The 21,754-nt window shown below is 75.6% G+C and carries 21 protein-coding genes; 7 read left to right on the top strand and 14 right to left on the bottom strand.

Annotated features, from left to right (window positions below; genetic code table 11):
- Window positions 1-2: 2 nt before the first annotated feature.
- Window positions 3-539, bottom strand: a complete 537-nt coding sequence (locus AAG589_RS20370) for a COG4315 family predicted lipoprotein (RefSeq protein WP_430569120.1) — start codon at window positions 537-539, stop codon at window positions 3-5.
- A gap of 184 nt (window positions 540-723) precedes the next feature.
- On the opposite strand from AAG589_RS20370, the gene AAG589_RS20375 reads away from it, so the two are divergent.
- The 4 genes from AAG589_RS20375 to AAG589_RS20390 are packed head-to-tail and all read left to right on the top strand — an operon-like array spanning window position 724 to window position 3,694.
- A complete protein-coding gene (locus AAG589_RS20375; RefSeq protein WP_430569121.1) occupies window positions 724-1,398 on the top strand; it encodes a YceI family protein in 675 nt (224 codons plus the stop codon).
- The gene (locus tag AAG589_RS20380; protein WP_430569122.1) at window positions 1,395-1,910 is read left to right on the top strand and encodes a sigma-70 family RNA polymerase sigma factor; all 516 of its coding nucleotides are present in this window, start codon (window positions 1,395-1,397) and stop codon (window positions 1,908-1,910) included. Before AAG589_RS20375 ends, AAG589_RS20380 begins: the two co-directional genes overlap by 4 nt.
- Window positions 1,907-2,650, top strand: a complete 744-nt coding sequence (locus AAG589_RS20385) for an anti-sigma factor family protein (RefSeq protein ID WP_430569123.1) — start codon at window positions 1,907-1,909, stop codon at window positions 2,648-2,650. The genes AAG589_RS20380 and AAG589_RS20385 overlap by 4 nt, the downstream gene beginning before the upstream one ends.
- 36 nt (window positions 2,651-2,686) lie before the next feature.
- The gene (locus tag AAG589_RS20390) at window positions 2,687-3,694 is read left to right on the top strand and encodes an NADP-dependent oxidoreductase (protein WP_430569124.1); all 1,008 of its coding nucleotides are present in this window, start codon (window positions 2,687-2,689) and stop codon (window positions 3,692-3,694) included.
- 7 nt (window positions 3,695-3,701) lie between these two features.
- Here AAG589_RS20390 and AAG589_RS20395 read toward each other — a convergent pair whose 3' ends face one another.
- Window positions 3,702-4,478 carry a metallophosphoesterase family protein gene (locus tag AAG589_RS20395; RefSeq protein ID WP_430569125.1) on the bottom strand — a complete coding sequence of 259 codons (777 nt, stop codon included), beginning with the start codon at window positions 4,476-4,478 and terminating at the stop codon, window positions 3,702-3,704.
- A gap of 119 nt (window positions 4,479-4,597) precedes the next feature.
- Here AAG589_RS20395 and catA point away from each other — a divergent pair, with 119 nt between their 5' ends.
- From catA to AAG589_RS20410, 3 genes are all read left to right on the top strand, one after another.
- A complete protein-coding gene (catA, locus tag AAG589_RS20400; RefSeq protein WP_430569126.1) occupies window positions 4,598-5,248 on the top strand; it encodes a type A chloramphenicol O-acetyltransferase in 651 nt (216 codons plus the stop codon).
- A 127-nt stretch (window positions 5,249-5,375) separates the two neighbouring features.
- Window positions 5,376-8,048 (top strand): phosphoenolpyruvate carboxylase, encoded by a 2,673-nt coding sequence (locus AAG589_RS20405; protein ID WP_430569226.1) that lies wholly within the window; start codon window positions 5,376-5,378, stop codon window positions 8,046-8,048.
- Window positions 8,049-8,139: 91 nt separating this feature from the next.
- Entirely contained in the window at window positions 8,140-8,841 is a 702-nt protein-coding gene (locus AAG589_RS20410) for a VOC family protein (protein WP_430569127.1), read from the top strand.
- 132 nt (window positions 8,842-8,973) lie between these two features.
- Here AAG589_RS20410 and AAG589_RS20415 read toward each other — a convergent pair whose 3' ends face one another.
- The 12 genes from AAG589_RS20415 to AAG589_RS20470 form a co-directional block, all read right to left on the bottom strand.
- On the bottom strand, window positions 8,974-9,969 hold the full coding sequence (locus AAG589_RS20415; RefSeq protein ID WP_430569128.1) for a 5'-3' exonuclease: 996 nt from the start codon (window positions 9,967-9,969) through the stop codon (window positions 8,974-8,976).
- 29 nt (window positions 9,970-9,998) lie between these two features.
- Window positions 9,999-10,454, bottom strand: a complete 456-nt coding sequence (locus AAG589_RS20420; RefSeq protein ID WP_430569129.1) for a TA system VapC family ribonuclease toxin — start codon at window positions 10,452-10,454, stop codon at window positions 9,999-10,001.
- A complete protein-coding gene (locus tag AAG589_RS20425; RefSeq protein ID WP_430569130.1) occupies window positions 10,447-10,692 on the bottom strand; it encodes a hypothetical protein in 246 nt (81 codons plus the stop codon). The genes AAG589_RS20420 and AAG589_RS20425 overlap by 8 nt, the downstream gene beginning before the upstream one ends.
- Window positions 10,693-10,739: 47 nt before the next feature.
- A complete protein-coding gene (locus AAG589_RS20430) occupies window positions 10,740-11,144 on the bottom strand; it encodes a fluoride efflux transporter FluC (protein WP_430569131.1) in 405 nt (134 codons plus the stop codon).
- Entirely contained in the window at window positions 11,141-11,581 is a 441-nt protein-coding gene (locus AAG589_RS20435) for a fluoride efflux transporter FluC (RefSeq protein WP_430569132.1), read from the bottom strand. Before AAG589_RS20435 ends, AAG589_RS20430 begins: the two co-directional genes overlap by 4 nt.
- Complete coding sequence (locus tag AAG589_RS20440) at window positions 11,578-12,033, bottom strand: universal stress protein (protein WP_430569133.1); 456 nt, start codon at window positions 12,031-12,033, stop codon at window positions 11,578-11,580. The genes AAG589_RS20435 and AAG589_RS20440 overlap by 4 nt, the downstream gene beginning before the upstream one ends.
- A gap of 24 nt (window positions 12,034-12,057) precedes the next feature.
- The gene (locus tag AAG589_RS20445) at window positions 12,058-13,272 is read right to left on the bottom strand and encodes a cation:proton antiporter (RefSeq protein WP_430569134.1); all 1,215 of its coding nucleotides are present in this window, start codon (window positions 13,270-13,272) and stop codon (window positions 12,058-12,060) included.
- A 3-nt stretch (window positions 13,273-13,275) separates the two neighbouring features.
- Window positions 13,276-14,583 carry an AI-2E family transporter gene (locus AAG589_RS20450; protein ID WP_430569135.1) on the bottom strand — a complete coding sequence of 436 codons (1,308 nt, stop codon included), beginning with the start codon at window positions 14,581-14,583 and terminating at the stop codon, window positions 13,276-13,278.
- Between the two features lie 50 nt (window positions 14,584-14,633).
- Entirely contained in the window at window positions 14,634-15,719 is a 1,086-nt protein-coding gene (locus AAG589_RS20455; protein WP_430569136.1) for a sigma-70 family RNA polymerase sigma factor, read from the bottom strand.
- Window positions 15,720-15,794: 75 nt separating this feature from the next.
- Window positions 15,795-18,194, bottom strand: coding sequence for a SpoIIE family protein phosphatase (locus tag AAG589_RS20460; protein WP_430569137.1), 2,400 nt, complete (start codon window positions 18,192-18,194; stop codon window positions 15,795-15,797).
- Between the two features lie 24 nt (window positions 18,195-18,218).
- Window positions 18,219-21,194 carry a helix-turn-helix transcriptional regulator gene (locus AAG589_RS20465; RefSeq protein WP_430569138.1) on the bottom strand — a complete coding sequence of 992 codons (2,976 nt, stop codon included), beginning with the start codon at window positions 21,192-21,194 and terminating at the stop codon, window positions 18,219-18,221.
- A 119-nt stretch (window positions 21,195-21,313) separates the two neighbouring features.
- Complete coding sequence (locus tag AAG589_RS20470) at window positions 21,314-21,646, bottom strand: hypothetical protein (protein WP_430569139.1); 333 nt, start codon at window positions 21,644-21,646, stop codon at window positions 21,314-21,316.
- Window positions 21,647-21,754: the final 108 nt, after the last annotated feature.

Here is a 21,754-nt window from a genome sequence, read left to right on the forward strand (position 1 = left end):
GGTCAGTAGCCACCGCCGGAGCCGGACGGCATGGTCGTGACCTCGGAGCCGTCCGGGGCCACCACCCACCAGATGTCCTGAACGCCCTGGCCGGCGACGTCCCCAGGCGCGCCGTCACCCGCGTACAGGTAGACGGGGCGGTCGTCGAGCGTCACCTGCGGCTTCCCGTCGTTGCCGGTGATCGTGCCGACCGTCGCCGTCACGCCCTGCACCTCCGGCGTGCCGCTGCCGGCGTGCACCGGTGGCCACGCGGCCAGGCACTCGCCCGTGCACGCGCTCTCGCCCGACCCCGGCTTGTCGGGGGTGTAGTAGTAGACGGTCATGCCCTGGCCGTCGACGACGACCGTGCCGAGGCTCGTCTCGGCCGTGGTCAGCATCCCGCCGCCCGACGAGGCGTCCCCGCCGGACGTCGTCGAGCTGCCGGCCGGGGTGCTCGCCCCGCCGCCGTAGCCGCCGCCCCCGCCGCTGCACGCGGCCAGGGCGCCGGCGAGCGCCGCCGTCGCGGCCAGGGCCGCGAGTCGTCTGCTCGTGGTGCGCATGGTGTCTCCTTCGTCGGGTCACGCCGCCGGTGCACGGCTCGTGCACTCATGGGGGACGACGAGGCCGCGGCGCGCGAGGTTCATCCGAGGCGCCTCCCCGATCCGGCTGAACCTCGACGGCGCCTGCCTCGTCGTGAGGGGTGGAGGCCGCGTGGCAGGCGCGGCACGGCGGAAGGGGCCGGTCGTGCGCAGGCGGACGAAGGTACTGGTCGGGGTCGGCGCGGGGCTGGTCGTGCTCGGCGGCGCCGTCGTGCTCGTCGGCCCGGGGCTGTACGCCGACCACGTCAACCGGGCGGCGGCCGAGGTGCCCGCGCTGGCGGCGACGGACGCGCCGCTCGCCGACCCGGCGTCCCTCGACGGCACGTGGCAGGTGGGCACCGGGTCGGTGGCCGGCTACCGCGTGCACGAGGTGCTGCGGGGGCAGGACGCCACCGTCACCGGTCGCACGGACCAGGTGACCGGGCGGCTCGTCGTCGAGCACGGGACGCTGACGTCAGGGAAGGTCGAGGTCGACGTCGCGAGCATCCACACCGACGAGCCCCCACGAGACGCCTACTTCCGTGGCAGCGTGATGGAGGTGGGCACGTTCCCGACGGCGGACTTCACGGTCACCGACCCGGTGCGGCTGACCGCGGGCACCACCGAGGTGGACCTCGCCGGCCGGCTGACCGTGCACGGCGTCACCCGGGACGTCGAGGTCCCGGCGCAGGTCGCGGCCGACGGCGACGGCGTGCAGGTGGTGGGCAGCGTCCCGGTGTCCTTCGCCGACTACGACGTCACCCCGCCGTCGCTCGGGTTCGTCTCCGTGGACGACCACGGCGCCGTCGAGTTCTCCGTGCGGCTGGAGCGTTCGTCGTGAGGCCGCGCTCCCGCGCCGACGAGGAGCTCCTCGAGGCCATCCACGCCGCGCACGCCCCCGACCTGCGACGGTTCGTCGCGCGGCTGGTGCCGGACGACACCGACGCGCAGGACGTGGTGCAGGAGTCGCTGCTGCGGCTGTGGCGCCACCCCGAGGTGCTGGAGCGCCCGGAGGAGTCCGTGCGCGCCTGGCTGTTCACGGTGGCGCGCCACCTCGTGGTCGACGAGCTCCGCAGCGCCCGGCACTCCCGCGAGCGCGCCACGGGGCGTCTGCCCGAGCAGCCCGAGCCCGACCGGACCCAGGCCGTCCTGGACGCCTGGCTGGTCGCCGACGCGCTCGCCGACCTGTCGGCGGAGCACCGCGCCGTCGTCGTGGGTGCCTACTACCGCGGGCGGTCCGTCGCCGAGCTGTCCGACGAGCTCGACGTCCCCGCCGGGACCGTGAAGTCCCGCATGCACTACGCCCTGCGCGCCCTGCGGCTCGCGCTGCAGGAGAAGGGAGTGACGCCATGACCGCGACGACCGACCCGTACCGCGAGTGGGACGCCGCGTACGTCCTGGGGGCGCTGAGCCCGGCCGAGCGGCGCGAGTTCGAGGAGCACCTGGCCGGCTGCGACGCGTGCCGCGCGGCGGTCGCGGAGCTCGCCGGCGTGCCCGGCCTGCTCGCGTCCGTGCCCGCGGGGCACGCCCTCGCGTCGGACCCGCGGGACACGGCCGCGGGCGGGGGCGCCGGCGGGGACGACGACGGCGACCTGGCGGACGTCGTGCCCCTCGCCGCCCTGGCCGGCGCGGCCCGGCGCTCGCGGCGGCGCCGGCGGTCCCTGGTCGCGGTGGCCGCGTCGGGGCTGCTGGTGGGCGGCGTCGGCGCGGGGCTGGCGCTCGGCGGCGCGGGGGAAGGGCAGGCGCCGGCGCCGTCGTCGCCCGCCCCCGTCGCGCAGTCCACGGCCGTGGACCTCGAGCCGGTGGGCGCGGTCGACGTGCGCGCCTCGCTCACCGCGACGCCCCGCCCCTGGGGCACGAGCCTGGAGTGGAGCTGCACGTACCCGCCGCGCTCCGGGTACGACCCCGCGGACGTGCCGACCTACGCGCTCGTCCTCGTCGACCACGACGGCGGGCGCACCGTCGCCGCGACGTGGACCGGGTCGGGGACCGCCTCCACCGGACTCGGCGCGGCGTCGTCCGTGCCGCTGGACCGCATCGCGCGCGTCGAGATCGCCCAGGGAGGCGAGACGCTCGCCGCCGCGCCGCTGTGACGCGAGAATCGGGTCACGGCGACGGAAGGACCGACGGTGCAGGGATACGTGCTGACGCGGTACGGCCACCCGGGCGTGCTGGACCTGCGGGAGGTGCCGCGCCCGGCCGCGGGACCCGGCGAGGTGCTGGTCCGCGTGCGGGCGGCGGGCCTCAACCCCATCGACTACAAGACGCGCGACGGCGGGCTGCGGGTGATCACCCGGCTCCGCCTGCCGCTGGTCGCGGGCAGCGAGCTCGCCGGCGAGGTGGAGGCGGTCGGTCCCGGCGTGACGCGCTTCGCGGTGGGCGACCGCGTCTTCGCCCGGGTCGACAAGCAGCGGCTCGGCGCGTTCGCCGAGCACGCCGCCGTCCACCAGGACCTCGTCGCCGCGATGCCCGCGTCGCTCGGGTTCGTCGAGGCGGCCTCGCTGCCGCTGGCCGGGCTCACCGCGCTGCAGGCGCTGCGCGACGAGCTGCGCGTCACGCCCGGGGACCGGGTCTTCGTCTCCGGCGGCGCGGGCGGCGTCGGCACCCTCGCGATCCAGGTCGCCCGCTGGCTCGGGGCGGAGGTGACGACGACGGCGTCCGTCCGCGGTGCCGAGCTGGTCCGCTCGCTCGGTGCGCAGCAGGTCGTCGACTACCGGACGGAGCGGTTCGCCGACGTCCTGCACGACTACGACGGGGCGTTCGACCTCACCGGCGGGCAGGATCTCACCGACGCCTTCACGATCCTCAGGCCCGGCCGGACCGTCGTCTCGGTGGCCGGCCTGCCGGACGCGACGACGGCACGCGTCGACCTGGGTGCCGGGCCGCTGAAGACCGCCCTGCTGTGGGCGGCCAGCACCGCGATCCGCCGGCGGGCCCGGCGCGCGGGGGTGCGCTACCGCTACCTCTTCATGCATCCCAGTGGTGCGGACCTCGCCGTCCTGGCCGGCCTCGTCGACGACGGGCACCTGCGCCCCGTCCTGGACCGGACCTTCCCGTTCGCGGACATCCCCCGTGCGTTCGCGTACCTGGAGCAGGGCCGGGCGAAGGGCAAGGTCGTGGTCGAGCTCCCGGCCTGACGTCCGGTCAGGCGAGCCGCGCGACGAGGCAGGGCCCGCCCTCGTAGATGCCGCCGTCGACGGCGAGCGCACGGCCGTCGGCGTAGGACAGCGGCTCGGTGACGTCCGGGTACGGCCGGCCGAGCATCTCCGCGACGATGCTGTGCCCGTGCACCACCCGGTCGCCGCCGAGGTGCTCCAGCAGCTCGCGGGCGGCCGCCGGGCCGTCGTCCCCGCGGAAGGCCCCGCGCGAGGTGAGGAGCCGCCACGTCTCCCACCACACCGCGACGTCGTCGCTCGCCAGCCGGTCCCGGCCGGCGGCGACGAGGTCGTCGAGGGTGCGGCCCCACTCGAGGTAGGCGAGGGTGTCGGAGTGCACGAGGAGGGCGCCGGCGTCGTGCGCCGCCATCGGCAGGGTGCGCAGCCAGTCGGCGCGGGCGTCGGTGAGCCGCTCCTGGTCGCTGCGGAGGCCGCCGTTGCGGCGCCACGACCGGGCGAAGCTCCGCCCGGGCTCGCCCGGGAGCGGGATCGGCGTCGCGCCGAACAGCCGCATCCCGAGGGCCAGCACCTCGTGGTTGCCCAGGAGCGCCCGCACCGCGCCGCCGGACTCCTCGACCAGACCTCGGACGAGGTCGATCACGCCCACGCCGTCCGGCCCGCGGTCCAGGTAGTCCCCGAGGAACCAGAGCCGGGCGTCGGCGCCGGCCCACCGGCCGTCGGCGTCCGTGAGCCCTTCGTCGGCCAGGGCCCGGACCAGGACGTCGCGGTACCCGTGCACGTCGCTGACCGCGTACACCCTCGTCATGGATTCGTCGCCCCGTCCCTCGGTCGTCGCGGGCCGGTCGGCCGCCACCCGAGGGTAGCGAGGAGCGACGGAGTCGAAATTCGCTGCGCCGGGCGGGCGCGCGCTGGGACGCTGGGCGCATGGAGACCCCCACCCCGATCGACCTGGGCACCTGGCCGCGCCGGCAGCACTTCGAGCACTACCGGGCGTCGCCGTGCACGTACGCGATGACGGTGGAGCTGGACGCGACGGCCTTCGCGGCGGCGCTGCGCGCGTCGTCGCGCCGCACGTACGTGGCGCAGGTGTGGGCGCTGGCGACGGTCGTGAACCGGCACGACGAGTTCCGCATGGTCCTCACCGAGGACGGCGCGCCCGCCGTCTGGCCGGTGGTGCACCCGGCGTTCACGGTGTTCCACGGGGAACGGGAGACGTTCTCGTGCGTCTGGGCGCCCTACGACCCGGACTTCGGCGCGTTCCACGACGCCGCGTCGGCGGTGCTGGCCGAGCACGGGGACTCGGCGGAGTTCTTCCCGCAGGGCGCGCCGCCGCCGAACGCGTTCGACGTGTCGAGCCTGCCGTGGGCGTCGTTCACGGGGTTCACCCTGAACATCCGGGACGCCTGGAGCCACCTCGCGCCGATCGTCACCCTGGGCCGGTACGTCGAGCGGGACGGCCGCGTGCTCCTGCCGCTCGCCGTGCAGGTGCACCACGCCGCCGCCGACGGCTTCCACACGGCGCGCCTGGTGAACGAGCTCCAGGAGCTGCTCGACGACCCGTCGTGGGTGGGCTGAGCCACAGTCCCGGGGTCACCTGCCGGACGGCTCGACGCCCGGGCGGCGGGACGGCTTACCCTCTAGTCCCGTGAGCGAGAACCTGGGATCCACCGGCTCGATCGAACGCGTGGTGGCACGCCACGAGATGCCCGACCCGCTGCGGGACGACATCCGCCTGCTGGGCGGGCTGCTCGGCACCGTGCTGAAGGAGGCGGGCGGGCAGAGCCTGCTCGACGACGTCGAGCGTCTCCGCGGCCTGACCATCCGCGCCTACGGGGCGGACGACGGCGGCGCGACGCTGGCGGAGGCGGCCGAGGTCGTGGCCGGCTTCACGCCGGAGCGCGCCGAGCAGGTCGCGCGCGCCTTCACCTGCTACTTCCACCTGGCGAACCTCGCGGAGGAGTACCACCGCGTCCGCGTGCTGCGGGCGCGCGAGTCCGACGCCGCGTCGGGCGTCGTCATCGAGGACTCCCTGCCGCAGGCGTTCACCCAGCTCGCGGAGGAGGTCGGCCGCGACGAGGCGCTGCGGCGCCTGGGCGAGATCGAGTTCCGCCCGGTCCTCACCGCGCACCCCACCGAGGCCCGCCGTCGCGCCGTCTCCGGCGCCGTGCGCCGCATCTCCGCGCTGGTCGCGGACCGCGACACGATGCGTCCCGGCGGCACCACGCTCGCCGAGAACGAGCGCCGCCTGCTCGCCGAGATCGACACCATGTGGCGCACGTCGCCCATCCGCGCGCACAAGCCGTCCGTGCTGGACGAGGTGAAGACCGCGATGGGCGTGTTCGACGCCACCATGTTCACCACCTTCCCCGAGGTGTACCGCCGCCTCGACGACTGGCTGCTCGACGGCGCCGCCGGCAGCGTGCCGCCCGTCGCGCGGCCGTTCGTCCACCTCGGTTCCTGGATCGGCGGAGACCGCGACGGCAACCCGAACGTCACCGCCGAGGTCACCCGCCAGGCCGCGACCCTCGCCGCGGAGCACGCGCTCAGCGCGCTCGAGACGGCCGCCGTCGAGACGGGGCGCAAGCTCACGCTCGACGAGGAGGGCACCCCCGCCTCGGCCGAGCTCAAGGCGCTGTGGCAGCGGATGCGGCAGCTCTCCGACGACCTCGTCACCCGCGCGTCCGCCGACTCGCCGAACGAGCCGCACCGCGCCGCCGTCCTCGCCGTCGCGGGCCGGGTCGCCGCGACCCGCCGCCGCGACGCCGACCTCGGGTACCGGGAGCCGGAGGAGCTCGTCGCCGACCTCGAGGTCGTGCAGCGCTCCCTCGTCGAGGCGGGCGCACCCCGCGCCGCCTACGGCGACCTGCAGAGGCTCGTGTGGCAGGTGCAGACCTTCGGCTTCCATCTCGCCGAGCTGGAGGTGCGCCAGCACTCGCAGGTGCACGCCGCGGCCCTCGCCGAGATCGACGAGAAGGGCATCCACGGCGACCTCTCCGAGCGCACCGTCGAGGTGCTGGACACGTACCGCGCCCTCGGCGCCGTGCAGAAGCGGTTCGGCATCCGCGCCGCCCGCCGGTACATCGTGTCGTTCACGCAGGCCCCCGAGCACCTGGCCGCGGTCTACCGGCTGGCCGCGCTCGCGTTCGAGGGCTCCGACGACGCTCCCGTCGTCGACGCGGTCCCGCTGTTCGAGACCTTCGACGACCTGGAGAACTCGGTCGACATCCTCGAGGCGATGCTGGAGTTCCCCGAGGTGCAGCGCCGCCTCGCGGAGAACGGTCGCCGCGTCGAGGTCATGCTCGGCTACTCGGACTCGTCGAAGGACGTCGGCCCCGTCGCCGCGACCCTGGCCCTGCACAAGGCGCAGTCCCGGATCGCCGAGTGGGCGCAGCGCCACGACATCACGCTGACCCAGTTCCACGGCCGCGGCGGCTCGCTCGGCCGCGGCGGCGGCCCCGCCAACCGCGCGGTGCTCGCCCAGCCGCCGCACTCGGTGGACGGCCGGTTCAAGCTCACCGAGCAGGGCGAGGTCATCCTCGCCCGCTACGGCGACCCGACGATCGCCGCCCGGCACATCGAGCAGGTCGCCGCGGCGACGCTGCTCGCCTCCGCGCCGACGGTGGAGAAGCGCAACGCCGAGGCTCGGGAGCGGTTCGCGCCGCTGGCCGCCGCGCTCGACGAGACGTCGCGCGCCGCCTTCCACGGCCTCGTGAAGTCCGAGGGCTTCCCGCAGTGGTTCGCGCAGGTGACGCCGCTGGAAGAGGTCGGCCTGCTGCCGATCGGCTCCCGCCCCGCCAAGCGCGGCCTGTCGGTCAACTCGCTCGACGACCTGCGCGCCATCCCGTGGGTGTTCTCCTGGTCGCAGGCGCGCATCAACCTCGCGGGCTGGTTCGGCCTCGGCACGGCGCTGCGCTCGGCCGGTGAGCGGCCGGGCGGGCTGGAGGAGCTGCAGGCCGCGTACCGCGAGTGGCCCCTGTTCACCACGCTGCTCGACACCGTGGAGATGGGCCTCGCCAAGACGCAGGAGGACATCGCCGCGCAGTACCTGGCGCTCGGCGACCGCGACGACCTCGCACAGCTCGTGCTCGGTGAGCTGCGGCTGACCCGCGAGTGGGTGCTGAAGGTGACCGGCAACGAGTGGCCGCTCGCCAACCGCCGCGTCCTCGGCCGCGCCGTCCAGCTGCGCTCGCCGTACGTCGACGCGCTGTCGCTGCTCCAGGTGCGCGCCCTGCGCGCGCTGCGCAGCCAGGGCGCCAGCGAGGGCCTCACCGTGGACGACGGCGAGTGGGTGGACGGCGGCTACAAGGACCGCTGGCAGCACCTGCTGCTGCTCACCGTGAACGGCGTCTCCGCCGGCCTCCAGAACACCGGCTGACCCTGACGTTCTGTGTGAGCGGGCGTTTGGCCCTGTTCTCGACCGAGAACAGGGCCAAACGCCCGCTCGCAGCACGACTATGGTGCCGGTCATGAGCCTGGTGACGTTCAAGGACCTGTGCGTCGACGCCACGGACGCGGCCGTGCTGGGGGAGTTCTGGGCCCGCACGCTCGGGTTGCGGGTGGAGCCGCTGGACGACGGCGACGTCGTGCTGCGCGACCCGGGCCCCGATCCCGTCCCGGAGCGGACGATCTGGGTGAACACCGTGCCCGAGGCGAAGACGGTCAAGCACCGCGTGCACCCGGACGTGCGCGCCCGGTCGCTCGACGACTTCCCCGACCGTCCGCGCCTGAGCGAGCCGGGCCGGTTCCACTACACGACGCTGGCCGACCCCGAGGGCGGCCAGCTCTGCGTGTTCACCGACGACGAGGTGCCGGCGTACCGGCTCAAGGACATCGTCGTCGACTGCGCGGACTACCCGGTGGTCGCGGAGTTCTGGCACGGCCTGCTGGGCGGCGACCTGACCTGGGACGACCACGAGGGCGGCGCCTACGCCTACCTGGACCGCGGCGCGGGCGTGCCGTTCGAGTCGTTCGACTTCGTCCCCGTGCCCGAGCCGAAGACGGTCAAGAACCGCTGGCACTGGGACGTCACGCTGGACGACGGCGTCACCCTCGACGACCTCGTCGCCCGCGGTGCGCGGGTGCTGCGCCCGCAGGACGACGAGATCGGCTGGACCGTCATGGCCGACCCCGAGGGCAACGAGTTCTGCGTCTTCCCCTTCGGTGGTTGAGCCTCGTTGGTTGAGCGTGTCGAAACCCGGTGACCGTCGAAGGAACCGGGTTTCGACAGGCTCAACCAGCGGGGCCGGGTTTCGACAGGCTCACCAACGAGGCCGGGTTTCGACATGCTCAGCCAGCGGTGCTCAACCGGCGGCGAGGGCCGTGAGCACGCGGTCCACGCTGCTGCGGATGCCCCAGCGCTCGGCGAGCGCATCCAGCGCCTCGGGGTCCTTCGGGGTGCGCGGCAGCGCGTCGTCGACCTCGGCGACGGGGGCGTCGTGGGCGACCTGCACCACGGTGGGCGCGACGTCGAGGTAGGCGGCGGCGTCGAGCAGCTTTTGCCGCTGCGTCGGGGTGAGGCCCTTCGCCCCCGACTCCGCGGCGGCGCGCAGCCCGGCCAGGTCGCCGAACGTGGCGAGCAGCTTGGCCGCCGTCTTCTCGCCGATGCCGGGCACGCCGGGCAGGCCGTCGGAGGGATCGCCGCGCAGGGTCGCCATGTCGGCGTACGCCTGGCCGCTGGGCACGCCGTACTTCTCCGCGAGGCGGGCCTCGTCGACGACGTCGGGGTCGCGCACGCCGCGTGCCGGGTAGAGCACGCGCACGCCGGCCGCGTCGTCGACGAGCTGGAACAGGTCGCGGTCGCCGGTGACGATGTCGACGCTCGCCGGCATCACCATCCCGACGGCCCCCGCTACGGGCAGCGCGGTCGCGGCGCTGCGCGCCACCTCGCGCGTGACGAGGGTGCCGATGACGTCGTCCGCCTCGAAGCCGGGCGCCCCGACGCGGGCGATGCCGAGCGCCGCCAGCACGTCCACGATCACCGGCACCTGGGGCGTCAGCGCCTCGGGCACGTCCTCGACGTCGGGCTCGCCGGCTGGCGTGACCGCGGCGACCCGGTGCTGTTTGTACGAGCCGATCGCCTCGACGCGGAACGCCGGCCGCCAGTCCTCGTCCCAGCACGCCACGAGCCGGTCCGGCCGGTGCTCGGTGACGAGGAACGCGATCATGTCGAGCAGGCCGCGCACCGCGTTGACGGGCCTGCCGTCGGGGGAGCGCAGCGAGTCGGGCAGGCCGTAGAAGGCGCGGAAGTACAGGCTCGCGGTATCGAGCAGAAGAAGCTTCGAGGCGGACGGCAGCATGCGCCCAAACTAGCGGGGTGGCGTGCCCGTCACCGCTCGCCCTGGCCGATCACGTGGACGTGCCGGCGGTCGCGTGGCCGGAGGGAGGCGTGGATCCTGGTGTCGAAGGTCGCCAGGACGCCACCGTGGGCGATGGCGAGATTGAGCAGGTGGGTGTCGGTCACCTGTCGGTGACCGGTGACGTGCCTGGTGAGCGCCCGGGCGTCCGCGATCGAGGTCGCGTCGGCCACGAACTCCGCGTTCGGCAGGCCCTTGACGGCGCGCAAGGTGTCGATGGCGACGTCGACGGTGAGGGCACGCCCGTCGTCGTCGACGGTGATGGCGGGGTTGAGCAGCAGCCGCACCAGGGCGGTCTCCGTCATCGGCGTCGTGGCGAACCGCGACACCTGCGTCAGCCAGGCGCGTGCCGCCGCGTGGTCGACGTGGTCCGCGAGGGTGAGCGCGAGCAGGACGTTGGCGTCGGCGAGCTCGACCCGTTCACTCATCGTCGTCCAGCGCGTCGGCGACCATCTCGCGGGTCACGGTGCGTGCCGGGGAACGGAAGACGGGGATCGTGTCGAGCGGGTACGCGGCCTCACGGGCGAGCTGCTCCGCCCGCTCACCGGCGAGATCCACCAGCACGCGGCCGGGACGCTCGCCGGGGAACCGGCGCTGCCCGAGCGCGAGGATCTTCTCGACCCGCTTGTCCCGGGTGACCTGGATGCGGTCGTGGATGGTGGGCATGACGAAAGTGTATCCCCAAATGCTCGTCAGGTGACACACCCTGGTGGTCAGAGCAGCCGGCCCGCGAGGACGCCGAGGCCGATCCCCACGACGACGGCGGCGAGCGTGAGCGCCATGGTGCCGACGGCGTTGGCGACGGCCAGCCGCCGGCGCCCGGACCGGGCGAGGCGCACGGTCTCCACCATCGCCGTCGAGAAGGTGGTGTAGCCGCCGCAGAAGCCGGTCGCGACGCCGACGCGCCACGGCTCGAGCGCCGCGGGGGCGCCCGCGCCGAGCAGCGCGCCCGTCACCAGGCCGATCAGCAGCGAGCCGGACACGTTCACCACGACCGTCGCCCACGGGAACGCCGCGCCGGGGGTGCGCGCCCGCACGGCGCCGTCGACGACGAACCGGGCGGCGGCGCCCAGGCCGCCCGCGACGGCCACGAGCAGCAGCGTCGTCGCGCCGCTCAACGGGCGCTCCCGCGTCGGCGCGCGCCGAGCAGCACGCCCGCGAGGCAGGCGAGGAAGCCGAGCACGAGGGTGCCGCCCGCATACGCCAGCGCCTGGCCCGCCGCCCCCGACGCGAGCAGCCGCTCCGTCTCCAGCGCGAGCGACGAGAACGTGGTGAACCCGCCGAGCGCCCCGGTGCCGACGGCGAGGCGCACCCGCTGCGCCGCGGGCGTCTCCGGGCCGCGGGCGGCGAGCGCCTCCAGCAGCCAGCCGAGCAGGAAGGCGCCGAGCACGTTGGCGGCGAACGTCGCGACGGGCCACCCGTCCACGGCCGGCCACGCCTGCGCCAGCCCGAACCGGGCCGCGGTGCCGACCGCGCCGCCGGCCGCGACCAGGGCGACCAGCCCGGGCCGACGATGGGCTGGGCGCACGCGCGCGGGCGGGCTGCCCGCCGTCACGAGGCGTCGCCCGCGCGCTCGTCGGGCAGCACGACCACCGGCCGGGGCTGGTCGTGGATCAGGCGCCCGGCGACGGTGCCGCCGACGAGGTGCGTGGCCCAGCCGCGCACGCCCGGGCGTCGCGCCCCGACGACGACGAGGACGGCGTCGTGGGCGGCCGCGAGCCGGGCCAGCTCGGCGGCCGGGTCGCCGGCGGTGCGCTCGAGCCGCCAGGGCACCGGGCTCCCGGCCAGCGCAGCGGCGACGGCGTCGCGCAGGGCCTGGTCGTCGGCCGCCGGGGTCCCCGCGTCGGGGTCCACGGGGACGACGGCGCCCGACGGCTCGCGCACCGACGCCTCGTCCACCGCCACGCACAGCAGCTCGGCGCCGAGCGCCACGGCCAGGTCCGCGGCGCGGCGGGTCACGCTCGGGTCGTGGCCGCGCGGGACGCCCACCAGCACCGGACCGGTCATGCGGCCATCGTAGGCAGCGGGCGGTCAGACGGACCGGTCGAGCACCGGGAGGCCGTCGTCGTCGAGCCGCTCCCGCTCGTCGGAGCGCACGCCGAGCAGCTTCGCCGCCGGCGCGCCGCTGAATCCGTAGACGATCGCGGTGAGCAGCACGACGCCGAAGACCACGGGCACCAGCTGGGGGAACGGCTCGCCGGCGTCCTCGAAGCGCAGGGCGAAAACGGAGGCCGTGGACGCCGCGACGATGCCGCGCGGCGCCATCCAGCCGATCATCGCCCGGTCCGACCAGCGCAGCTCGGTGCCGAGGGTGGACAGGGCGGCCACCACCGGGCGCAGCACCAGCACCAGGAGCGCGACGATCCCGATGGTGGGCAGGGCGTACCGCGCCAGCGCGTCCAGGTCGATGCGGGCGGACAGGACGACGAACAGCGAACCGATGAGCAGCAGGCCGATGTGCGTGCCGAACTCGTGCAGCGGCTCGGTGCGCGCCACCCGCTGGTTCGCCAGCACCGCGCCGAGCGCCGTCGTGGCGAACAGGCCCGCCTCGTCGTGCAAGCCCTCCGCGAGCGCGTAGGCGCCGAGGGCGAAGGCGAACGCGAGCACCACCTCGGTCTCCCGGGGGACCCTGCCGAAGCGGATGAGCAGCACGAGCATCGCGGCGGCCACGACGCCGATGAGCAGGCCCCAGCCGCCCGTCTCGAGCAGGCTGACGGGCTCCGCGTGCAGCACGACGTTCGCCACGGCGAGCGCCACGGTCGCGCCGATCGGGTCGATGAAGATGCCCTCGAAGGCGAGCACCGACTCGACGGGCTGGCGGGGGCGGATGATGGCGAGCAGCGGCCCGACGACCGTGGGGCCGGAGACGATGAGGATCGCGCCGATCACGGCGGCCCGCCCCCACGACACGTCGAGGAACAGGTACGCGATCGCGGTGGCGCCGAGGCCGGTGACCAGGGCCCCGGTGGTGACCAGGCCGAGCACCGGCCGTCGGGCGCCGCCGCGGAGGCGCCCGAAGTCCAGCTTGAGCGACTCCTCGAAGAGCAGCAGGCCGACGGCCATGGACACGAGCGGGAAGAGCGCGTCGCCGAACAGCGCGTCCGGGTCGAGCCAGCCGAAGACCGGGCCGACGAGGATGCCCAGCACGAGCAGCAGCAGGATGGACGGCACGCGCAGCGCCCGGGCCGCGACCTGACCGGCCACGCCCACCGCCACGACGAGGGCGATGCCACCGACGAGATCCATGCTCTACTCCTCCGCGCCGTCGCGACGCCGGGCCTCGGCCTCGCGCGCGGCGCGCTCGCCGGCCTCGAGGTTGCGGCGTCGTCGGGACGACCACGACCCCTCGCCGCGGCCGGTCGCCCTGCCGGCCGGCGTGTCCGGGTCGTGCAGCAGCCGGGACTCGACGAGCTCGTGCCGCTGCAGGTACGTGTTCCCCAGGGCCTGGACGGTCGCGAGGATCGGCAGGGCGAGGAACGCGCCGAGCGCGCCGAACACGGCGCCGAAGCCGAGCACGCCGACGAACGACACGGCGGGGTTCATCTCCAGGGCCCGGGCGCTGACCCGCGGGGAGAAGATCAGGTTCTCCACCTGCTGGTACGCGACGATGAAGATCAGCACGGCGATCGCCTGCGGCAGCCCCTGCGCGGCGAGCGCGACGGCCACCGGCAGGGCGCCGCCGATGTACGTGCCGATGGTGGGCACGAACTGCGACACCACGCCCGTGAACACCGCCAGCGGCAGCGCGTACGGGGTCTGCACGATGATGAGGAAGACGAACGTGAACACGCTCGACAGGGCGGCGAGCACCACGCGCGAGCTGATGAAGTCGGAGACCTTCACCTGCGTGATCTCCCAGAGCGTCAGCACCTCCTGCTGCCGGTCGGGCCGCAGCCAGGCGCAGATCGCCGCGCGGAACTTCGGGCCCGCCGCCATGAGGTAGTACGTGATGAGCAGGATCGTGGTGATCGCGAAGAGCACCCCCACGACGGACACGCCGACGCTGATCGCGCCCGTGGCGACGTCCTGCCCCCACTGGTCGAGGGCCTGCGCCACCAGGTCGTCCGAGTCCGGGACGGTCACGTCCCAGCGGGCCTCGATGCTGGTCTGGACGTTGGTGTAGAGCTGCGGCAGCGTGGAGACGAGCTGGATGAGCTGCTGCACGAACAGGTTGCCGAACAGGGCCAGCACGCCCAGGACGACGACGATCGCCCCGCCCAGCGAGACGCCCGCGGCCGCGCCGCGCCGCCAGCCGTGCCGCACGAGCCACACCACGATCGGCTCGAGCGCGAGGGCGACGAAGAACGAGAGCAGGACGTTGACCGCGAGCCCGCCGAGCTGACCGAACGCGTACGACAGGAAGCCGGCGACGAAGACGGCCACCACGACCATGGCGAGCGCCTTCGGCAGCCACCGCGGCGGGTTGCGGCTGTCGTGCTGGACGGGGCGGACCGAGTCGTCGACGTCGTCGAGCGCGTCGTCGGTCCTGCCGTCCGGCGCGGGCGGGGGCGTCCCGTCGTGGGGCACGCCCTCGGGCTGCGGGGCGTCCGTGGTCATGCCGGAAAACGTAGCCCAGGGCGGCCTGCGAGGCGCGGCGAGGCCGCAGGTCAGAGGGCGGGCAGCCGGTCGGGCAGGCCGAAGCGGGGGAACCAGGTGGCGGTGTCGAGGAACGTCGTGATGCCGGTGATGCGGCCGCTGCCGTCGTCCTCCAGCACGGCGAGCCCCCACGGCGACCACCCGCCGGACGGGTCGCGCCGGTACTGGCCGTACGCCATCGACCCGTTGGCCTGCACGGGCACGCACCGCGACCCGCGGCAGCCGGCGCCGGGGCCGGTCATCCAGCGGATCACCTCGGAGCGGCCGTGCACCCACATCGTGTACGGCGGCATGTTGAGCACGGCGTCCTCGTGCAGCAGCGCCACCAGGGCGTCCATGTCGTAGCGCTCGAAGGCGTCGAGGTACCGCTCGAGCAGCTCGTGGTCGATCTGGGACCACTGGGGCTCGGGGGCGTCCGCGCCGTCGCCGTCCTCGCCGCCGGACCGGCGCAGGCCCTTGGCGCCGAGGGTGGCGCGGGCGCGCTGCAGCGCGCTGTTCACGGACGCGACGGTGGTGTCGAGGAGGGCGGCGACCTCGGCGGCCGACCAGCGCAGCACCTCGCGCAGCACCAGCACGGCGCGCTGCCGGGCCGGGAGGTGCTGCAGCGCGGCCACGAACGCCAGGCGGATCGACTCCCGCCCCACCGCGACGTCGGCAGGGTCGCCCTCGCGCGGCAGGACGGCGTCGTCGGGCATGGGCTCGAGCCACCGGTCCTCGGCGAGCACGTCGCCGAAGTACTGCTCCTCCGCGGGCTGCGGCCCGCCGAGCCCCATCGGCCGCTCGCGCCGCTTGGACGACCCCAGGTGGTCGAAGCAGACGTTGGTCGCGATGCGGTACAGCCACGACCGCAGCGACGAGCGCCCCTCGAACCGGTCGTAGGACCGCCAGGCGCGCAGCATCGTCTCCTGCACCGCGTCGTCGGCCTCGAAAGCGCCGCCGAGCATCCGGTAGCAGTAGCCGGTGAGCTCGCGGCGGAACGGCTCGAGCAGGGCGCCGACGTCCTCGCCCTCGCCGTCGGACGTGGTCGCGGGGGCGGCGCCGGTCGTCGTCGCCCGGGGTCGGGGCGGCGCGACGATGCGCGGGGCGGTGTGTGTCACGTCTCACACCGTACGACGTACCGCCGACACCCGTGAGGGTGTCGCCCGGGGCGACGGAGCCGCCCAGGGGCGCGGTCAGCCGCGGTCGCCGCGCGCCACGCGCTCGACCAGGGGGACGGCGCCGGTCGCGGGGGTCGGGGGCCGCACGCGCGCCACGGTGCCGGTGAGCGGCCGGGCCTCGCGGTCGATCTCGAACCACACGGTCTTGCCCTCGACCACGCCGGAGTGCCGCCCCACCGCGTCGGAGCCGTCGTGCCGCTGCACGCCCCACCGGGACGCGAGCCGGTCGAGGAACAGCACGCCGCGGCCCGAGAGGTCCTGCGGCTGCGGCGACTGCAGCTCCGGCTCGGCGGTGCTGCCGTCGCGGACGCCGACGCGCAGGCGGCGGCCGTCCACCTCGACCGTCGCGGTGATCGGCCCCTCGCCGTGCTCCAGCGCGTTGGTCAGCACCTCGCTGGTGAGCAGCATCGCCGTGCGCCGCTGCTCGTCGGACACGTCGCACGACTCGAGCACGTCGTCCACCCACCGGCGGGCCGGCCCGAGGTCGCTGAGGTCGTCGTCGGCCACGCGCCGCTCCGCCTTCGCGGGCCCGGCCGACGACGGCGGCCCGGACGGCGCCGGGACGCGCACCCGCAGCGCCAGCACGGCGACGTCGTCGCGCTGCGCGTCGCCGACGAGGCCGCGCACCAGCGCGCGGGGGACGGCGGACGTGGCCTCGCCGTGCGCTGAGCGCAGCACCCCCTCCAGGTCGGACAGGCGCTCGTCGCTCGGCACGCCCCGGCGTTCCACCAGCCCGTCCGTGTACAGCACGAGGGTGTCGCCCGGCAGGAGGCGGGCGGTGCGGTCGACGCGGGGCGTCGTGGGCACCACGCCCAGCAGCAGGTCCGGGGTCTCCGACAGCCGCTCCACGCGGCCGTCGCGGCGCAGCACCATCGGCGGCGGGTGGCCGGCCACCGACCAGGTGAGGGTGTAGGCGCGCTCGGGCCGCTCGGCCGGCGGGACCCCCTCGAGGGCCTCCTCGGGGCACGGCGCCGGGTCGCGGTCCAGGCGTGCGACGACGGCGGTCGCCATCGCCCGCGGGCCGAGGCGCGCGTTCGCCTTGTCCAGGCGGGTCAGCAGGCCGGCCGGCGACTCGTCGTGGCTCCACGCCAGCGCCCGCAGCATGGAGCGCAGCTGGCCCATCTGCGCGGCGGCGTGCACGTCGTGGCCCGCGACGTCGCCGATCATGACGATCGCGGTGCCGTCGTCGCGCACCACCGCGTCGTACCAGTCGCCGCCCACCTGGTCGGTCCGTGCCGCGGGGGAGTAGGTGGTCGCGATGTCGAGGTGCGCCACCGTGGGCGGTGCGGTGAGCATCGACTCCTGCAGCGTGGTCGCCACCCGCCGGCGCGCCTCCAGCAGCGCCACCCGCTCCAGCGCGAGGGCCACGTACCGGCTGATCGTCGACTCGAGCGCCGCCGTCTCGGCGTCGTGCTCGCGCGCCTGGTCCCACACGCAGGCGATGACGCCCACCACCATGCCGTTCGACATCACGGGCAGGAACGACCGGGCGCCCTCCGAGACCGACCCCACCGGCCCCATCTCCGGGTACGTCGCGACCATCTCCGCGTGGTCGCGGAACCGCAGCGCGGTGCGGCTACGCACCACGTGCGTGTCGGGCCGGGGCGCGTCGAGCCGGGTGCTGCGCAGCGCCGGCTCGCCGGGGTGGTGGTGGCCCACGGTGAAGAACGACAGGTGCCGCCGGTCGGCGTCCACCAGCGCCAGCGACACCCAGCGGGCGCCCGTGCCGGTGCCGATGACGTGCGCGATCGCGTCCTCGACCTCGTCGAGCGTGGTGACCCGCGCGAACCGCTCCGACAGCCCCAGCAGGAACCGCGACCGGCGGTGCGCGCGGAACGCCACCTGCTCGGCCAGCCGGGCGCGCTCCCGCTCCGCGCGCAGCCGCAGCTCGCCCGACGCCGCGGCGGACAGGTCGGCGAGGGTGGCGAGGTCGGTCTCGGTCCAGGTGCGCGGCACGGACGACACGGCCCACAGCGCGCCCACGACGTGGCCGCGGGCGTCCTCGATGGGGTAGCCCGCGTACGCGGCGAGCACCAGGCCGCCGATCGTGTGCCGGCCCGACATGCGCGGGTCCTCGTCGGCGTCGCGCACGACGAGCGGCGTACGCGTGCGCGCGACCGTCGTCGTCAGGGGCTGGGGCAGCTCGAGGCGGCGGGTGCGCTGCACGGGGTCCGGGAGCCCGACGGCGCCCGGCAGGGTCTTCATGTCGCCGTCCTCGGTGAGCATGACGACGGCGGCGGCGGGCACGCCGAGCTGTCGGTGCACGAGCCGCGCGATGCGGTCGAACACCTCGTCTGCGACGGGCTCACTGGTGTCCGGTCCGGGCGGCGGCCCGGGCACGCGGTCGGACGCGGGACCGGGCACGGGGCCGGGCGACGGGCCGGACAGGGAGCCGACAGCCTGGGCTTCCGGCACGGGCCCAGTATGGACCTTGACCGGTCAGACGCCGATCAGCCCGCGCCGGTGCGCGACGGCGACGGCCTCCGCCCGGCCCGACACGCCGAGCTTGGCGAGCAGGTTCGACACGTGCACGCTGACCGTCTTGGTCGAGATGTACAGCCGCTCGCCGATCTGGCGGTTGCTCAGCCCCTGGGCGACGAGGAGCAGCACCTCCTCCTCGCGCTCCGTGAGGACGGACGACGTGCGGCGGCCGCCCGGCAGCGGCACACGGGCGCGCCGGCCCCAGGCGTGGACGGCGTCGGCCAGCGGGGCCGCGCCCATGTCGGTCGCCTCGCCGAGCGCCTCGGCCGCCTCGACCTCGGCCGCGGGGACGTCGCCGGCCGCCCGCAGCGCCTGCGCCCAGCGGAACCGCGACCGGGCCACCTCGTAGCGGTAGCCGAAGTCGAACTCCTTGACGGTCGCCTCCCACAGGCCCGGGTCGGCGGGCTCGTCCGTGAGGGCCGCCCGCAGCCGGGAGTGCTCCGCCTCGGCGCGCTTCAGCCACGCGCGCCCCTCCGGCCCGAGGCGGCCGCCGCGCGGGCGCCCGCGCCGCGCCGTCTCCCGCGCGACGGCGAGGAGGGTGTCGCCGCGGTCGAGCAGCTCGCGGGCGGCGTCGGCGGGGTGCGGGCCGCTCTGGGCGTCCTCCGCGAGCGCGGCGAGGGCCAGCGCGGACAGCCAGATCCGGCCGAGGAAGAACTCGGACCACGTGGCACCCAGGTGGGTGGCGACCTCCTCCGCCGTCGTGACCGCCTCGTCGAACCGGCCGGCCCACGTGAGCGCGTCCGCGAGCGTGCCGCCGGCGATGAGCGCGATCTGGCCGTCGTTCCCCCAGTGCGCGCGCATGTCCTGCGCCGCGCCGATCGCGTCCGCGCCCTCGCGCGCCACCCGCGCGTACAGCCCGCCCGCGGCGAGGTACGGCACCACGCTCGCCGGGGCGCCCTCGGGCAGCGGCCACGGGGACAGGTCGCCCGTGAGGTACGCGCGGATCTGCGCGAGGTCGACCATCTCCAGGCCGTACGCGCCCCACGTGACGCCGGTCGAGCGGGCGCGCGCCATGCCGGCGTCGAGCACCTGGGCGGACAGGTCGAGGTGCCCCGCGTAGAAGTGGGTGGCGGCCAGGTTGTACCAGCAGCGCATCTCGGTGCGCAGGTCGCCCGCGACGACGGCGCGCTCGCGGGCGCGGTCGAGCAGGTCGGCCGCGGTGTCCGGGGTGCCGACCTCCAGCATGGCGAGCGTCGTGAGGGCGTCGGCCTCGGCGTCGGGGGCGTCGGCCCGGCGGGCGACGTCGACCGCCTGCCGGGCGAACGCGCCCGCCTCCTCGTCACGGTCGTTGTTGAGCAGCACGCGGGAGTGCACGGCGAGCGTCCACGCGAGGTCCGACGTCGCCGCGTCGGCGGGCACCGCGGTGCCGGTGGCCGCCGCGGGGCGGCCGTCGTCGCCGGTCGCGCCGGGCAGCAGCACGTCGAGCGCGCGGGTGCTCTGGGTGAGGGCGTCGTCCAGGTCCTCGAGGTCCAGGACGTACCGCACGAGCACGTGCCGCAGGCGGGCCTGCCGCTCGGGGTCGCCGTCGAGGCCCTCGACGGCGCGCCGGGCGAGCTGTTCCGCCCGCGACGCCTGACCGGCCGAGCTGGCGGCGGCGGCGGTCTCGAGGACGAGGTCGATCCGGTCGGTGCCGAGCAGCTCTGCGGCGTCCGGCACCGACTCCCACAGGGAGAGCACCTGCTCCAGGTGCCGCGCCTCCTCCGCCGGGGCGAGCATCGTCGCGGCGCTGCGGGCGGCGTCGCGCGAGGCGACGAGCGCGGCGGGCAGGTCGTGGCCCTCCAGGGCGTGGTGGGCGCGCTTCGCGGCCTTCCCGAGGGCGGGATCCGTCGTGAGCGCGTCGAGGTACGCGCGGTGCATCGAGGTCCGCTCGCCGGGGAGCAGGTCGAGCACGAGCGCCTCGGCGACGAGGGCGTGCCGGAAGGCGACGTGCTGGCCCTCGACGCCGAGCACCTGCTGGGCCACGGCCTCGCGCAGCGCGGCGTCGGCGGCCCCGGGCGCGTCCAGCCCGGGCAGGCGCGGCGCGGTGGCGCGCAGCAGGGCCTCGTCCACCTGGCGGCCGGCGACGGCGGCGAGGCGCACCAGCTGCTGCACCGCCGGGTCGAGGCGCTGCAGGCGCGCGTGGAGCACGTCGGCCAGCGACCACGGCAGGCCGGCGGTGGTCTGCCCCGCGTCGAGCAGCTCCTCCGCGAAGAAGGCGTTGCCGTCCGACCGGGAGCGGACGGCGTCGAACTCCGCCTCGTCGAGGGGCTCGCCCCGCGTGGCGGTGGTGAACTCGCGCAGCTCGTCGGGCGTGAAGGGGGACAGCTCGACGTGCTCCACGGGGCGCTGGCGGTACAGCTCCGCGAGGACGGGGCGCAGGGGGTGGCGGCGGTGCAGGTCGTCGCTGCGGTAGGTCGCGACGAGCAGCAGGTGCTCCGAGCGCAGCCGCGCGACGACGAACCGCAGCACGTCGCGCGTGGACTCGTCCGCCCAGTGCACGTCCTCGACGACCAGGACCAGGGGAGAGCCCGCCCGGCCGGCCGCGGCGAGGCTGCCCGCCACGCCGTCGAGGAGCTGCAGCCGCTCGGCGTGCTCCGTGCTGTCGGCGCCCTGGTCGGTGCGCCCGGCGGGGTCGAGCAGGCGGGCGAGGGCCGGGCGCTCGGCGACCACCTCCGCCACCGCGGGGACGCCGCGCAGCTCGGTCAGCGCCTCGGTGAACGGCAGGTACGGGATGCCGACGTCGCCGAGGTCCACGCAGTGCGCGACGACGACGCGCGCCCCGGCGTCCCGGGCGACGTCCGCGAGGTGCGTGACCAGGCGCGTCTTGCCCACGCCGGCGTCGCCCCCGAGCAGGAGGACGCCCGGCTCGCCGTCCGCGGCACGCTCCAGCGCCTCGCGGAAGGCGGTGACCTCCTCCTGGCGGGCGATCAGGGGCACCTCGCTGGATCGTCGCACCAGGTGATCGTCCCACCGGGCGCCCACACCCGCCCCAGGTTTTCCGGCCCGGTCGGTCGAGCCTGTCGAGACCCGGGTCACGACAGGCTCGACCGACGACTGCCCTGCGCCGCCCACGGTCAGGCAGCCCGGCGCCCGGCGCCGTCCTGCGGGCGCAGCGCGTCCAGCCCGTGGGAGATCTGGTCGGCCCGGCGGGTCACCTGGAGGTCCCACGCGCGGGCGTCGGTCCGGGCCGCGACGGCGTCGAGCGTCGCCCCGAGGCGCTGCACGGCCTCGCGGTCGGCGGCCCGCGAGCGCGCCCGGCGGACCAGGCCCCGGACCCCGCGGCCGACCGCGCCGCCCACGGTGCGCACCCACGCCGGCGTCCCGCGCTGGTAGGTCTCGGCCATCCGCTCGCGCCGGTAGTCCAGCTCGGCCAGGACGGCCAGGTCCCGCGACGTCATCTCGTTCATGTCCTCGTCCCCTCACCGGCCGGGGTCCCCGGCCCTGCTGCCGGCCACCGCCGGCTCCCTCGATCTCGTGGTGCCCACGCTCGTCCTGAGGCCCCCGCCCGGGGATCG

The sequence above is a fragment of the Isoptericola sp. F-RaC21 genome, from assembly GCF_038593535.1.
Taxonomy (GTDB): domain Bacteria; phylum Actinomycetota; class Actinomycetes; order Actinomycetales; family Cellulomonadaceae; genus Isoptericola.